The following is a 14,638-nucleotide window of genomic DNA, read 5'->3' on the forward strand; positions in this document are numbered from 1 at the left end:
GTAATGAGCCCACCAGTCAGATTTATAAACGTATTTCTTCGCCCCAGTGTGCTACCAGTTTTTCCAACGAACAGCTGGCATTGGCAGGACTGGTAGATGGCAATTTTATGATTTCCTTGTTGGTTTCCTGATAACAATAGCGATTATACAATTCATATGCCTTACCGCCATTGGCATAAATGGTTTTGATAGCGGACTTATTCAATAATGCCCGGATATCATTCGGCACCACATTTTTAATGGAACTGTCGCTTGAGCCATTGATATCACAGGAATAGATAACATCCCAGACCGCGATATGATTTTCTGACAGCATCGTCTTTTGTTCTTCAATAGTACCAGGAGTTGGCCAGCCTGCCAGGGCACTGATGACTTTCCAGAATCTATTTTGAGGATGCTGATAGTAAAAACCGCTTGCTCTGGATTTTACCGACGGGAATGTCCCCAGGATCAGAATTTTTGATTTCTCATCATATACTGGTTCAAATGTATGGATCATCGACGTTTTTTCTCCCTTCGTTTCTCATCTAATATCATAAAGATTTAATCTTAAAACACCCGTGAATTTTGCCTCAGCAAGATTCACGGGTGTTTTGATTTTTCAGCTCCTTAAATCCGAATTGCCTGAGCCTCCGTCCATTGGGTAATGGTCTGATCCGGTGAATATTGATACAGATTAACGGTTTCAATGGCCGCACCAGCTTTGGGAGGGGTGATCACCACAAAGGTTCGGGTGGGGTAACCCTGGGCATTGTCAATCCAGGTTCCACTGTTGGCGTAAATGGTTTTTTGACTGTCGCGATTGGTCATGGCAATGACATCCGCCACATGGGTATGACCAAAAATAACAATCCGTTTGGAAACATCCAGATCAAAAAACTGCGTTTGCGCCTGACAATCGGTAAAAGCCGGCACTGCCGCCCGGGTGATCGCTTCGCTGACGGGGATTTTAACGGTTACGCCGTTGATGGTCTGACGCTCCTCCCAGGTATCCTGGATATTGTGGTATAGGGTCGCACTGATGAGACCGGTTTCTTTGTCTTGTTGAGGGATACAGTCATTAATGGAATAATTCTCGGTAAATCCATCAATATTGGTTTTTAAAACCTTGTCATCAAAGCTTTCCTTGACCGGCAATACCGATAAAATGGCTTTCCAGGTTTGATAATATAAATAGGCGTTAAATTGACTGGGGTCTTCTTTGTTGGGTATCATTTCCGGGAAGACATTATCCGACTGGGGGTGTCCCTCAATCACGCAGGTGGTGGCAATGCGGGTAAAGAAATAACCCGGTGGTAAAATAGTGGTCTCATCGTTGGTGATCGCCCGGTTTGAAATCGGATCGGGGGTACAGAAAAAATTGTACTTGTGGCCATGCTCAATGACAATTTCTGAATTGGGACCAGTGACATAGGTGCCCAGCCCCTGCAGTTCTGCTCTGGCCTGACTGATGCCCGGAAAAATCCGGGCCACATCGGCCTCAGTCAGCAATAAATCATGGTTCCCGGGAACATAGGTTACCTTGATTTCCCCAGCTTTGATAATGGCATTAAAGCCGTCGATGATGGCCTGATTATTGGCCGCCACCTGATCAAAGAACGCTGCTTTGGAATCCGGCATCTGATAATCCATCGGCAAAAACCATTCATCCAGCAAGTCGCCACCGATGACCAGTTCTTTGACATTGGGTGACTTTTTGACCTGAGCCAGGAAGTCAACCAGTGCCTGTTTGTTTTTTTCCAGCTCGGCAAAAGCCGAATCGACGCCCAGATGAAAATCGCTGGCTACAATAATTTGGGTTCGTTCTTCGTTCAATTCCGGGTTGCCAGATAAATCAAAGTCAATATTCGTGGCAAAATAGCCGACATAGTCACACCCCAGCGATGCTTTGTTTTTTGAGGATAAGGTGCTTTTGATGATAAGTTTGTATTCTTGCCCCTGGGCAAATCGGGTGATGTCCTTGTTATTGATACGGATGGATTTTGGATCATTGAGATCAATTTTTACCGCACAGGCTTCTTCGACCGGATCTCCGGCGCTATCAATGCGATACAGCTTCACCGCCTCAGTGATGGTAGCCGGCTCCAGCTCCTCACTGAATTTAAGCACAATAGTTTGAATCTTGTCATTTACTGGCGGGTTATCCAGCTCATCAGACATTAATACATTAGACTCGATGGTCATCTCTTTTGAGCCATCCTGGATTGATGTATAGGCTCCCAGAATCGAACTGGCCATCTTTAAACAGGCAAGGCTGAAATATTTCGTGGTTTTCATAATCATAACTCCTCGATAATTTATTTTAGGACGCGATCTTCGACAATACTGCCAATCTTATCATTTTAAAAAACAGTCAGAACTAACCCAGGGGTGCACTGACTGTTTCCAGTTATTTCCACATTATTTTTGCTTTCGTTTCTGAGCCTCTGCCATAATATTTTTTAGCGTCAGCAACAGCGGATTGCTCTGGCTGTTACTGAGGGCATCCTTGGAATAGGTCAATCCGGTCATCGAATTGGCTTCGCAGATATAATAAGTGTCGTTTTCGCCAAACAGAAAATCGATACTGCCAAAGTAGATATCCAGCACCGCGGCAGCTTGTTCGGCAATTTCCACCACCGCATCCGGTGGCGTAATAAACTGTAGATCGCCGCCCTGAGAAAGGTTGGATTTAAAGTTGTCGCCATTGTCGCGGATATAAGCGGTTGAAAATTTTCCACCGCTTAGCATAATCCGCATATCCCGGCCTTTCGAGGCGGCGATACACTCCTGAATCAGGATATGGTCATCAAAATTCATGGCGGCATAAATATCCAGAATATTCTCCAGTTCTTTTTCGGTTTTGATCTGGACCACGCCTTTGCCCTTACTGCCGTGCATCACCTTGACCACACAGGGCAGCCCCAGTTCACTGGCAATAAAAGAAGGTTTTGTTTTTGGGGTCATCAGCACCGTTTTAGGGAATAAAAAGCCCTGCTTGGCGGCTCCCAGTTTTTGAAAGGTCAACAGTTTGTCGGCAGTGTTGTTCAGACTTTCAGAACTATTGACACAAAGCACATCCAGGGATTCCAGCATTTTGACAACGGCCTTGCTATGATAGTTGTTACCGCCGAAAAAGGCTGACAGCGAAAAGTCCGGCACCTCTACCGCTTCACCACCGATAAAACAATGCTGGCTGTCGCCCGGTTCACACATCACCTGGACCTCACTGACGTCCACGGTTCGGATGTTGACACCCATCTTTTCAATCAGCGCAATAATCGTCTGGATCGACGGTTCTGCCAGAGTTTCATGATTAACTAATAGCCAGCCTAGCATGTTTGGCCACCTTCTCTCAATCGTTTTTTCCAGAGCGGTTCCGGTCGGTCCTTGACCTGTTTCATTAAATCCGCAAACATCACTTTGATGTCAAAGGCCACTCCCGGCATCGCATTGGCTTCACATAAATAGAAGGTATCATTTTCACCAAACAGAAAATCGACGCTGCCCATATTGATTTTAAGCAGCTGGGCCACCTTTTCAGCGGCCTCAATCACCGATGCCGGTGGGGTATATTCGACGATATGACCGCCCTTGGCCAGATTGGAACGAAAGCTCTTTTCATTCTGACGGATAAATGATTTGACAAACTTTCCATTGGCCAGAATCATCCGCAGATCGCGACCAGAAGATGCTTTGATACACTCCTGAATAATAATTTCATCGCCGATTTCACTGGCGGTACTCATACTGATCAGGTTATCCAGTTCTTTTTCATTATTAACCAGCACCACCCCCTTACCTTTGCTACCATGCATGACCTTCATCACCACGGGGTAGTCAAACAGTTTGCTGACAAAGGATGCTTCGGTATACTCGGTGACGAGCAGGGTTTTAGGAAAGCAAACCGCTTCAATCGACTCGGCCACCAACTGAAAGGTCAACAGCTTGTCGTCCACATTTTTGATGGCATCATATGAATTGATGCACAACACGCCCAATGATTCCAGCATTCGCAGCGCCGCCGAGGTATGGTAGTTTTTTTCCGTAAAGAAGGCTGCCACCACATAATCCGGCACCTCCATAATTTCGTCGCCCACATAAAGTTTTCCGTCAAAGTCATGGTCACAGACCACATGGATCTGCAGCGGATCAACCACCATCAGATCGACATGGAGCTCTTCCACCACCTTCATAATTTTCACAATCGAAGGATCTTCCATTTTTCCGGGATTTCTTAATAACCAACCTTTCATTTTAACCTCCTGAATTTTAATTATCTGATGCACTTAAATATAAATTGGCGTATAAACCACCCAGCTTCATCAGCTCGGCGTGACTGCCGACCTCTTTAATGTCACCTTCCATCATAAAAATAATCTTATCGGCATTTTTAATGGTAAAGAGCCGATGGGCAATAATAAAGGTGGTTCGTCCTTTCATCATCGCCTCCATCGCCTGGGTGATCAAAATTTCGGTTCGGGTATCCACCGACGAGGTTGCCTCATCCAGTATTAATACCTTGGGATCGGCAATAATCGTTCGGGCAATGGCCAGAAGCTGACATTCCCCCTCGGACAGGGTGGTAAAATCGCCACCGATCCGGGTCTCATAGCCCAGGGGCAGTTTTTTGATAAATTCGTCGCACTGGGCTTTTTTGGCCGCCGCGATAACATCTTCCCGGGTTGCCCCGCTTTTGCCATAAGCAATATTTTCTTCAATGGTGCCATCAAAAAGCCAGGTATCCTGAAGCACCATGCCAAAGGCAGATCTCAAGTTGTGTCGGGTCAGCTCTTTGACATCCAAGCCTTCCAGTAAGATATTGCCGTGATTGATTTCATAAAAGCGCATCAGCAGATTGACCAGGGTTGTCTTGCCAGCGCCACTGGGTCCTACCACTGCCAGGATTTCTCCCGGTTCGGCTTTTAGGGACACATCATGGAATAAGGTCCGTTCGGGAATATAGCCGAACTCAACGTTATTAAATTCAATGCTGCCTTTAGCATTGGCAACATCCAGAACTGCGGTACCGACATCTGCCTGTTCCTCTTCCCGATCCAGAAATTCAAAAATTCGTTCCGCTGCTGCCGCACCGGACTGGATAAAGTTCAAATTATTGGAAATCAGGGCGGTGGGGCTGGCAATATTATTGGCATAGATCAGAAATGCCTGAATTCCCCCGATGGTCAGGGTCCCGGTAATGACAAAAATCCCCCCCACCACACAGATGCCGATATAGGCCAGGTTATTGATCAACTTCATCAGCGGTGCACTGAGTCCCGAATAAAACCGCGAACTTAGATAAGATTTAAAAAACCGCTGATTGATATCATCAAATTTTTGTGCTGATTTTGCTTCATGATTAAAAGACTTCACAATTAAGTGGCCATCATAGACTTCTTCAATCAGTCCATTTAAGGCCCCCAGTTCCTGTTGCTGTCTTCTGAACAGCACCTGGGTCTTTTTGGTAATCAGTTTCATCACGAAATAAGACAACGGAATGGCAATAAAGAAGATCAGGCTCAATTGAACATTTAACACCAGCATCATCACAATAATCCCGATAATACTGGTGGCCTGAACCAGGATCTGGGTCAGATTGCTTTCCAGCGCTCCGGAAAGGGTGGTGGCATCATTGGTGACCCGGGAAAGGAGATCGCCGCGTTCACTCTGATCCAACACATTCAGCGTCAATTTATTCAGTTTTTCCTGAATATCTGCCCGCAGTCGCTTAATCGCCAGTTGCGACAGATAGGTGGTGCGCATGGTGGCGTAATAGGCAAACCCGGCGCTTAAGATATAAAGCGCAGCCAGGATAATCAGTTGCTGTCCAATATAGGAAATATCAATATCCGTATTTTTTGAAATACTGTCGGCAATACTATCGGTCACATCCTTGGTCACAACCGGCGCAAAAATCGCAAAAATGGTACTGGCAATCAAAGCCAGGGCCACAAAAAAGATAACATGTTTTTTATCCTTTAAATAATGACTCAGCCGCTTACCGATGGCACCAAAGCTGTATTTTCTTTTTTTTGCTTTCACAGTGATTCCTCCTTCCCATCGCTATAGGATTGGGATTTCAGAATTTCCTGATAAACCCGGCAATCTTCGATCAATTCCTCGTGTTTACCCTGGCCGACAATGGCACCATTGTCGAGCACTAGAATGCGATCGGCATGTTTAATGGTGCTGATCCGCTGGGCGACAATTAACACCGTTTTATCCCCAAATTTTTCGCGAATGGCTTTTCGAACCAGCGAGTCAGTTTTAAAATCCAAGGCTGAAAAGCAATCGTCAAAGATCGTGATCGGCGCTTTTTTGACCGCCGCTCGAGCGATCGAAAGACGCTGACGCTGGCCCCCAGAAAGATCCTTACCGCCCTGGGAAATGGTGCTACTAAGTTGCCCTTCCCGTTCATTGACAAAGTCAAGAGCCTGGGCAATCGCCAGGGCTTCAGTTACTTCTGCTTCAGTCGCCTGATCATTCCCGACCCGGATATTTTCCAGTACCGTGCCGCTGAATAACACCGATTCCTGGGGCACGTAGGCGATGATACTTCTTAAATCATGCTGGGTGCAATCCCGGATGTCAATGCCATCAATGACAACGGCACCAGCACTAACCTCATAAAGTCGCAAAATCAAATTGACCAGGGTTGTTTTCCCGGAGCCGGTGGCACCAACAATGGCGGTGATTTTTCCCGGCTCGGCAACAAAATTCAAGCGGTCCAGAACATTGATTTCGGCACCAGTATAACCAAAAGAGACATCTTTAAACTCAATTCGTCCGGTAATGTTTTCCAGAGTAGCAGGGTTTTCCTGATCCTGAATCGAGAATTCACAGTCCAGCACCTCTTTAACCCGGGCAGCCGAAACCGCCGCCTGGGGATAGGCCATTAATAAGGCCGAAACCAGGCCCAGGGCTGACATAAACATCAATACATATTGGATAAAGACCATCAGACCGCCCAGGCTGACGATTTGCTGTTGAACTTCTTCGGCCCCTAACCACAGAATAATCACCATCGTCAGATTCATCATCAACTGCATCAACGGCGCAAAAAAAGCTACTGCATAGTTTGCTTTGACGGCGGCTTGCATGCCTTCCTGGTTGGCCTTGCCAAATTTCTCGGTTTCATAATCCTGCCGGTTAAAAGCCCGGATCGCCCGTACCCCAGTGAGTTTTTCTTTCATCAGCAGGTTCAGCCGATCGACTTTTTGCTGCATCACCTTAAATAAGGGCATACTTCTGGCAGTGGTCAAGCCGATGATAATCGTCGTAATCAGAAAAGACCCCAACAACAACAACGTCAGGGTGACGTTTTCGCGAAACGCCATCACCAAAGCGCCAACTCCCGTGATCGGAACCAGTAGCAGTGACCGTAAGCCATTGATGACCACAATCTGCATCTGAGTGGCATCGGTGGTGGAGCGGGTCAGTAGGGTAGCTGCCCCAAATTGATTAAAATCAGTCTGAGAAAAATCTTTTACTTTGTCAAAGACATCGGCCCGGATCCGACTGGTAAAGGAAGCGGTGACATAGGCCGAATAGTAACTCGAAGCTACCATACAGACTGCCGCCACTAGCGAAACCCCCAGCATCATCGCGCCACTTTTTAGGATATAGGGGGTATCTCCCTGGGCGACCCCATTTTCAATAATATCCCCCATCATCGTGGGCAGATAAAGCTGGGCTGCTGCCTGGCTGAGGACAAATACAAATACCAGAATCATCTGGAGCCGGTAATCTTTTAAGTACCGGATAAGTAAACTGACCATCGGCTACTCCTTATCCACTAAGGCAAAGAAAAAGTTCTCTTTGACCAGCGTGTCAATCACCCGGACCGGTTTTAGCTGATTCGCGGAAATCCCCCGCATGATCATCAGATCACGATAGAGGGCATAGGTTTCTTCCTGAACAAAGGAAATCTCCGAGGGACTCAAAACGCCACTTTTTACCTTGGAGCCAATCGATGGATTAGCCTTGCCCAACTTTTCTTCCATAATTAGGCGATACGCATCATACCGTTCTTTGGGCAACGGTTTTTCTAATTCAATAAAGATCACATAACGACCCGGCGATACAGCCACATCGGCATAGACCGAATAATCCACCAGCTCGCAGTCGGTGGCTTTGGCAAATTCCTTAACCGCCCAGGAAATGCATTCTTCGGTGGTCTTTTCACCAGCGATGCTAACCATCTGATTGAGCCGGTAGACAAATTTGATCTTGGGACAGTTTTTATACCAACCGACCACCCGCACCACATCTTTGATCCGATAGCGGTAAAAGCCCGAGGTGTTGGTTAACACAATTTCATAATCCTTGCCGGTTTCCAGCTGTTCCATGGTCAGGGTTTCTTCCGAGTCTTCCTGATCAGCCGGAATAAACTCATAAAAGGCCGAGTCCGGAATCAGCACGAATTCCTGGGTTTCCATTTCATTGCAGATCGCCATGATTGACTCAGATGCTGCATAAATACTGAAGTAAATGGGAATGTCCCCCAGATAATGACGCATTTTATCAGTATAAACTGAAAACCCCCCACTGCCGATGGCATGAACAAAAGCCAGCTCGGGCCAGATTCGGGGAATGATCGGCGTCTCAAAACCTTTTTCAAATTCTTTTCTTAACTCTGCCGCCCGTTTGGGGTTCGGCTTAATCTGGGTCAGCAATTGGGCTTTAACGTTATCGGGTATTTTTATATCCGGATCGATGGTGCCTTTTTCGATATCATTCACAAGCAATTCCCAGTTTGTTTCCATGTATTTCATCAAGTCAGAAATACCGGTCATAAAGGCTGACACAATATAGGACAGATTTCGATCCATCAGCGCAAAGCGAAGGTGTGCATACTTGGTATCCATTATTTCGGTCGGAAAAACAATTTCCTTGGGCGAGGTGAACATCAGAAACAAAAGGTTTTTGATACTATAAACACCCCGCCCGGAAATAGACCCGGCAAACAAACCATTGGGCAGCGTTTCAAATTTGACTTCCATCAGATTTAGGCCGCGACCCCGTTTCCACTTTTTCCCCAGTGCCCGAGCAATGATGGCAAAACTGAACTGGGTGGCATACTCCCGATAAAGTTTAACGGTTTGCTCCGAAACCGGGATCTTCTTGGGATTATCCACACTTCCCGAGGTTAGCGCATAATGAACAATGGGATCCTTGGTCAGCAGATCTGTTTCACCAGCTATCATCCGTTCGATATAGGGGGCATAGTCATCATAAATCGAAAAGGGAACCATTTTTTTATAATCTTCAATGGTGGTAATCTGATCAAAATGGTAACGCTTTCCATATTCAGTATCGGCATTTTTTTTCAGCATGTCCAGCATCAGCTGTTTATTGATTTCTGGGGCATTTTCTGTTAAATAATCAAAATTTTCTATTTTTTTGTAACCCTTCTTAATATTAAGGGAATAGACCATCTGGGGGATTAATTTTATCATTTTTCGCCTTCCTTTGCCCAATGAATAATATTGCTTTTGTCCGGGTATTCTTTTACAATGGTCGGGAGCTTCGTCTGGTTAACATTTTTCCCCGGCATAATGGCTCGGGTGAACAGTGAGTCCCGGTAGCCGTCCTTCATCACCAGCACCTCCGGTGCTGCCAATATATTATCATTGCGTAATTTTTGATAATTCCGATTATCAACCATCAGATTTTTGTCCAGTGCCGTTTTGAACAACTCACTATCAAGTGTTGCTGAACAAGGTTCCAGTATAAATACCAGTTTTCGCTGATTGGCATCCAATAAAATCTGGAAAAAGCGAATTTCCTGGTTTTGTTGGGCGGACACCCTTTGAATGGATCCTTCAATCTCATAGATCATCAACTTCAAATTCTCGATGTCAAGGCGTTCAGATTCTTTACACACAAAAACGACTCTGGGAACCTGATTATTGATATCTGAGACATAGACAATATCCTTCATATTATAGCGATACAGTCCGGAATAGGAGGTGATAATCAGCTCGTAATAGCCTCCTTTTATTAATTCATGGGCCAGAACCGTTTCATTGTTTTTAGCTCCCACTGGCAAAAATTCAAAAAAATAACCAAAAAGAGCGAGCAATCCGGCTGGATCCTGGGCTTTATCTGGTATATTGAACTTTCCTTCACTGGCACCGTAGCCCCATTCTAAAAACTTCACCGTCTGAGGTAGATTTTTTTTAATATCAGCGACAATTTTTGCCGCACTGGCAGACATCCAACAGGACACAACCGAAAACTCCGGCCAGATCTCCGCCACATCGAGGCTTTTATTTTTCGCCAGAATTATTTTTAATTCTGCTGCCCGATCCGGGTTTGGCTGTAATTTTGACACCAGTTTTTCCCGTAGCACTTCATTTAAACTGATCTTTTTAGATATCTCACCGGTGCTGATATCTTCCAGCAAATCGGCCGCAGAGGCATTCATTTTTTTCAGCAAGATATTAAAGTGGGCAATATTACTGCAGACCACCCCAACCAGATTTTTTTCTTCCAATGCGTAACGAATCGTTAAATAATCGGTTGCTTCGTTACTCAGGTCTTTAGCCATCATCATTTCTGGTGGCAGCACCATTTTTTTCAGCATCTCGACCGGCATATCTTTAGCCGCCTGACCAGAAGCTGAGCCAATCGGGATGCCTCCTTCTGTCTTTCCATATTCTGAAGGATTGGCAATCGCCAGCACTTTTTTTCCCGGAACCATAACTTCCGGCGCCAGCATTAACAACAGGATCGCCCGAATCTGAGAAACCAGACCCTTGACCAGTTCGCCGTTTCTACTTTCCGGCAGCAGCTTGGGAACCCCGGTGGAGCCGCTGGTGGCAATAAAACTGGCGGCCGGTCCGTCAAAAAAGATATCCGCAGTCCCGCCTTTTAATCGGTCAATTTCTGCCTCCACCTGGGAATAGTCTGAAAAAGGCACCTTTTTTCTAAACGCATCGACAGTATCTATCTCAGCAAAACCAAATTTCTTACCAAACTCAGTATTTTGAGCAGATTTTAAAATATCCTGAAGCACACGCAGTTGTGTGACCTCAGGAGTATTTTCTGTTATGTAAAAGCTTTTGATTAATTTTTCATTGGGCATGTCCTTTAATAATTCAGGAATACTCTTGCCATCGTTGCCCGCAAAGATGGCACTGGAAAGCTCCTCCGGGATTCTATCTTTTTCCATTTTATCACCCTTATTCGATGGTTAAAATATCTGAAAACCCTGTCATATCAAACACTTCCTGGATCTCTGGTTTGACATTTTTAATCACCAGACTGCCATTGAGTGCTTTGGATTTCTTTTGAATCAGGAGTAAAACTCTTAATCCGGCACTGCTGACAAAATCCAGTCTATCAAAATCCAGGATCATGTTAAATCCTTCTTTGCTGTAATATGCTTCCATTTCTTTTTGAAATTCGGGAGAGGTGTTGGTGTCCATCCGACCTTCCAGTTCAACCACAAATATTTCGCCGTCTTGTTTTACATCAATTTTCATTTTAGTACCCTTTCTTTCTTTCGGATTAAAAAACGTAATCGTTAATTTTCATTCAGATCTGCATGAAATCCGCGAGCGTGCTGAATTTCAGCAGCGAAAACAAAAATAAGTCAACCATGTCATCGTCATACCATGCCCAGCTACTTTTTTTGTTATTTTTAATAGATAAAAGATTTCTTGCTTTGAATTTTAATTGATCATACCACAATAATTTGCCATGCGCAATTATAAAAGCGTTCAAAATGTAAACTTGTATTTAAATACAAAGTTGCTGCATGATCAAAAACTGTTTGTCGACTGTCTTAATAGGAAGACTTATGATGAGCTTGTCCGCCTTCTTGAGCCACGTAAATATTTTCGATACTTACTTTTCTTTTTATTTACAAATCAAATTTTCTTTTTACATCTTCGTTACAATCTATTTACATTAAGAATAATTTATGTTAGAATTACTACACTTAGAACAAATCTGAGTACCTATAATCACGATAAAAAAAATAAAATATACAAAAAGGGAAGGAATGTCATGAAAAAGAACTCTATTATTTCCATTATTATTATCCTACTTATCCTCCTTACCGCCATTTTGTTTGTTCGCGGCTGCAGTCAAGAAGGCAGTCAAATGAAAAATTATACCGTGGCGGGTACCTACACCGAAACAGCAACCTATCAAAGCGGGGAGATCCGGGTTTCCGGTGTCAACATTGAAAATGCTACCTTTACCGGTAACCTGACCGTTGTTGACGCGGTTGTCGACGGCGATATCCGGTTAACCAACTCCGCTGTTCAAGGAGAATTACTGGTAAAAGGAGGTGGCACCATTTATCTTGATGGCGGTTCCTACCAGAATATTACCCTTGAGAAGCAAGGAGTGAAAATTGTTTTGCTTGGCGAAGCAACGGTTGAAACCCTCACCACCAGAGTCGCGGCCAACATCGTGGTTGACAATCAAAGTAAGGTTAAAACCCTGAATGTCGACAAAGCGGCCAGCCGAACGGCCATCACGACCCAGGAAAATGGCACCATTGAAAACATCCAATCCCGTGGAGTCAGCGACATCGTCCTGAACACCCCGGCCAAACTGATTGGCTTTGGTACCAATGCCGGTGGCTCAACCCTTGTGACCAATGCAGTGGTTGAAAAAATTGTGGCTGAATCTAAAATAGCTCTCACTCTTAACGCCAATGTTGGATCCGTCTTGTTAACTGCGACTGGCGAAGGAACCAGCATCATCCTCGCCAACAATGCCGTCATCGCATCTCTGGCTACTGAAACCCGGGTCGAAATTACCGGTGAAGGCAGTGTCACCAGCGCTACCACCAACGATGTCTTGAACATTACCGGTACCATTACTCCGGATGTGATTTATATTACCACCAAACCAGTTGTCAGTGATCCCAATGGCGGTTTGATGGTCTCGACCAATACCAGCCGACCAACTGAAATCAATGCTGGGAGCAGCAGCTCCTGGTATTCAGAATCCAGCAGTTCCGGTTCAATTATTAATTCAAAATATGATGTGCCACCACTTAGCCCAGTGGATCCTGTTAATCCGCCATCACCACCATCACCGCCAACCCCACCTAGCCCACCGATTAATATTTCGGTAGAGGCGATTCAGGTAACACCGGTTGAAGCGGATGTGATTATGGGCAATACCTTAAAACTAAACACCGTTATTTTCCCGGCCAATGCCACCAATCAAACGATCATCTGGGAATCTTCCAATAACAATGTTGCCACGGTTACCAATGGGGTAGTCACACCAGTTGCCAATGGCGAGACAACAATCACCGCCCGGACTCAGGACGGCAATAAAACGGATACCAGCAAAATTACGGTTAAAACAAATATTGGTGCGGTCACCATGATCAATACCATCAACGCCGTTAATAACGGCATTTCCGAAACGATTGCTTACGACAGCAGCTACGCCTTGCCAGTTGTGGTGATTGTTCAAGGTCATGGCAGTGAAATCTTCCCCTGTTCCGTTAATTGGACCCCCAATACGGTCGATACCAAAAAGGTCGGTGAAACAACCTATACTGGAACCCTGGTGATGCCGGCTGGCTATGTCAACCTGAATAATATCCAGGCCACCATTGCTCTCACCGTTTTGGCCCAACCGGTGATAACCGCCAGTTCCGAGCTGTCATCCCAGCGTCTTTATTTAAATGAAGATCCGGCTCCCGTCTTTGTAGAGGCCAATGTAACTGAGGATAAAACCTTAACCTATCAATGGTCTTTCCGGACTGGTGATGTGGAAACTCCCCTACCGGAGGTAACCGGCCCAATTTATGACCCACCAGTCTCAACAACCCCGGGTACCGTCTATTATAGCTGCTTGATCTCTTCGGAAAATGCTGAGCCCGTAACCGTGTTAGCCGGTACTGTTGTAACCAGCGCTGAACCGGTTGTTTTACCGGAATCATCCAATCCCGTTGCCCCTACTGATGAAGTCAGCCCGGCTGATCCCATCACTTCAACCGATTTGTCGGAAATGCCAACCATCAATGCACAACCGACCAGCATTTCACAACTGACCGGGGTGGCTCTGGCTACCAGTTTGGCTCAGGCCACCCGGACTGCCCAAGCTGCTCTTGGTACCCCTAAAGCGGATGCTACCACAGCTTCTTTCACAGTGGATGCCAGTATCAGTGACGGCGGTGAACTCTCCTACCAGTGGTTCGAAAGCACCGATGCTGTTAATGCCGATGGCAAGCCAATTGACGGCGCCACCGATAAAACCTTTGAAGCCGATGTTTCTGGTCCCGCTGGTACCACCTACTACTATGTCGAAATCACCAATACCAAAGCGGGCTGCCTGCCGGTAACCGCCGTCAGTGTCCCGGTTTCGCTCACCGTCGTCTAACCAATTAAGAAAAATAAAAAAAGAAGTGGTCACCTTTATTAGATGATCACTTCTTTTAATTTTGGATCAAGTAGTACCGACAATTGTTACATCATGATGTACGCATCAGAGCGGACACGGCAGTGCCTGTCCGATTCTGCGCGCAGGCAACGAGCCAATCATAAGCTTGCTTGTAGTTGGCGACTGCCCGCGACCAATGCGAAAGGAGCAAAGCGGATTTCGCATGGTGCGGCGAACAACAGATTAACAATTGGTCGGTACGGCAGTTGAGAGCTAATCTAAAAGCTGCTAAAGC

The 14,638-nt window shown here is 45.6% G+C and carries 10 protein-coding genes; 1 reads left to right on the forward strand and 9 read right to left on the reverse strand.

The annotated features are described in order from the left end of the window. Positions 1-22: 22 nt before the first annotated feature. The 9 genes from A3KS_RS0117995 to A3KS_RS0118035 all read right to left on the reverse strand — a co-directional run bounded on the left by A3KS_RS0117995 (position 23) and on the right by A3KS_RS0118035 (position 11,471). Positions 23-499 carry a DNA-deoxyinosine glycosylase gene (locus A3KS_RS0117995; RefSeq protein WP_026396073.1) on the reverse strand — a complete coding sequence of 159 codons (477 nt, stop codon included), beginning with the start codon at positions 497-499 and terminating at the stop codon, positions 23-25. Between the two features lie 110 nt (positions 500-609). After that, on the reverse strand, positions 610-2,277 hold the full coding sequence (locus tag A3KS_RS0118000; protein WP_051355986.1) for a metallophosphoesterase: 1,668 nt from the start codon (positions 2,275-2,277) through the stop codon (positions 610-612). 123 nt (positions 2,278-2,400) lie between these two features. Then, positions 2,401-3,318: an ATP-grasp domain-containing protein gene (locus tag A3KS_RS0118005; protein ID WP_026396075.1), complete on the reverse strand. Its 918-nt coding sequence runs from the start codon at positions 3,316-3,318 to the stop codon at positions 2,401-2,403. Continuing rightward, a complete protein-coding gene (locus tag A3KS_RS0118010; RefSeq protein ID WP_026396076.1) occupies positions 3,312-4,235 on the reverse strand; it encodes an ATP-grasp domain-containing protein in 924 nt (307 codons plus the stop codon). The genes A3KS_RS0118005 and A3KS_RS0118010 overlap by 7 nt, the downstream gene beginning before the upstream one ends. A 16-nt stretch (positions 4,236-4,251) precedes the next feature. After that, positions 4,252-6,024, reverse strand: a complete 1,773-nt coding sequence (locus tag A3KS_RS0118015) for an ABC transporter ATP-binding protein (protein ID WP_026396077.1) — start codon at positions 6,022-6,024, stop codon at positions 4,252-4,254. After that, positions 6,021-7,760, reverse strand: a complete 1,740-nt coding sequence (locus tag A3KS_RS0118020) for an ABC transporter ATP-binding protein (protein ID WP_026396078.1) — start codon at positions 7,758-7,760, stop codon at positions 6,021-6,023. Before A3KS_RS0118020 ends, A3KS_RS0118015 begins: the two co-directional genes overlap by 4 nt. Before the next feature lie 3 nt (positions 7,761-7,763). Next, positions 7,764-9,440 (reverse strand): GH3 auxin-responsive promoter family protein, encoded by a 1,677-nt coding sequence (locus A3KS_RS0118025; RefSeq protein ID WP_026396079.1) that lies wholly within the window; start codon positions 9,438-9,440, stop codon positions 7,764-7,766. Then, positions 9,437-11,158 (reverse strand): GH3 auxin-responsive promoter family protein, encoded by a 1,722-nt coding sequence (locus A3KS_RS0118030; RefSeq protein ID WP_026396080.1) that lies wholly within the window; start codon positions 11,156-11,158, stop codon positions 9,437-9,439. Before A3KS_RS0118030 ends, A3KS_RS0118025 begins: the two co-directional genes overlap by 4 nt. Before the next feature lie 10 nt (positions 11,159-11,168). Next, positions 11,169-11,471 carry an STAS domain-containing protein gene (locus A3KS_RS0118035; protein ID WP_026396081.1) on the reverse strand — a complete coding sequence of 101 codons (303 nt, stop codon included), beginning with the start codon at positions 11,469-11,471 and terminating at the stop codon, positions 11,169-11,171. A 622-nt stretch (positions 11,472-12,093) separates the two neighbouring features. On the opposite strand from A3KS_RS0118035, the gene A3KS_RS22940 reads away from it, so the two are divergent. Further along, positions 12,094-14,343 carry an Ig-like domain-containing protein gene (locus A3KS_RS22940; RefSeq protein WP_169727720.1) on the forward strand — a complete coding sequence of 750 codons (2,250 nt, stop codon included), beginning with the start codon at positions 12,094-12,096 and terminating at the stop codon, positions 14,341-14,343. Positions 14,344-14,638 lie beyond the last annotated feature (295 nt).

It is taken from the genome of Acetobacterium malicum subsp. dehalogenans DSM 11527 (assembly GCF_000472665.1).
Classification (GTDB): Bacteria; Bacillota; Clostridia; order Eubacteriales; family Eubacteriaceae; genus Acetobacterium; species Acetobacterium malicum.

Bases quoted from the DNA above. Each gene is read 5' to 3' on its own strand.
- A3KS_RS0117995 (WP_026396073.1), bottom strand. From the start codon at position 499: ATGATCCATACATTTGAACCAGTATATGATGAGAAATCAAAAATTCTG.
- A3KS_RS0118000 (WP_051355986.1), bottom strand. From the start codon at position 2,277: ATGAAAACCACGAAATATTTCAGCCTTGCCTGTTTAAAGATGGCCAGT.
- A3KS_RS0118005 (WP_026396075.1), bottom strand. From the start codon at position 3,318: ATGCTAGGCTGGCTATTAGTTAATCATGAAACTCTGGCAGAACCGTCG.
- A3KS_RS0118010 (WP_026396076.1), bottom strand. From the start codon at position 4,235: ATGAAAGGTTGGTTATTAAGAAATCCCGGAAAAATGGAAGATCCTTCG.
- A3KS_RS0118020 (WP_026396078.1), bottom strand. From the start codon at position 7,760: ATGGTCAGTTTACTTATCCGGTACTTAAAAGATTACCGGCTCCAGATG.
- A3KS_RS0118025 (WP_026396079.1), bottom strand. From the start codon at position 9,440: ATGATAAAATTAATCCCCCAGATGGTCTATTCCCTTAATATTAAGAAG.
- A3KS_RS0118030 (WP_026396080.1), bottom strand. From the start codon at position 11,158: ATGGAAAAAGATAGAATCCCGGAGGAGCTTTCCAGTGCCATCTTTGCG.
- A3KS_RS0118035 (WP_026396081.1), bottom strand. From the start codon at position 11,471: ATGAAAATTGATGTAAAACAAGACGGCGAAATATTTGTGGTTGAACTG.
- A3KS_RS22940 (WP_169727720.1), top strand. From the start codon at position 12,094: ATGAAAAATTATACCGTGGCGGGTACCTACACCGAAACAGCAACCTAT.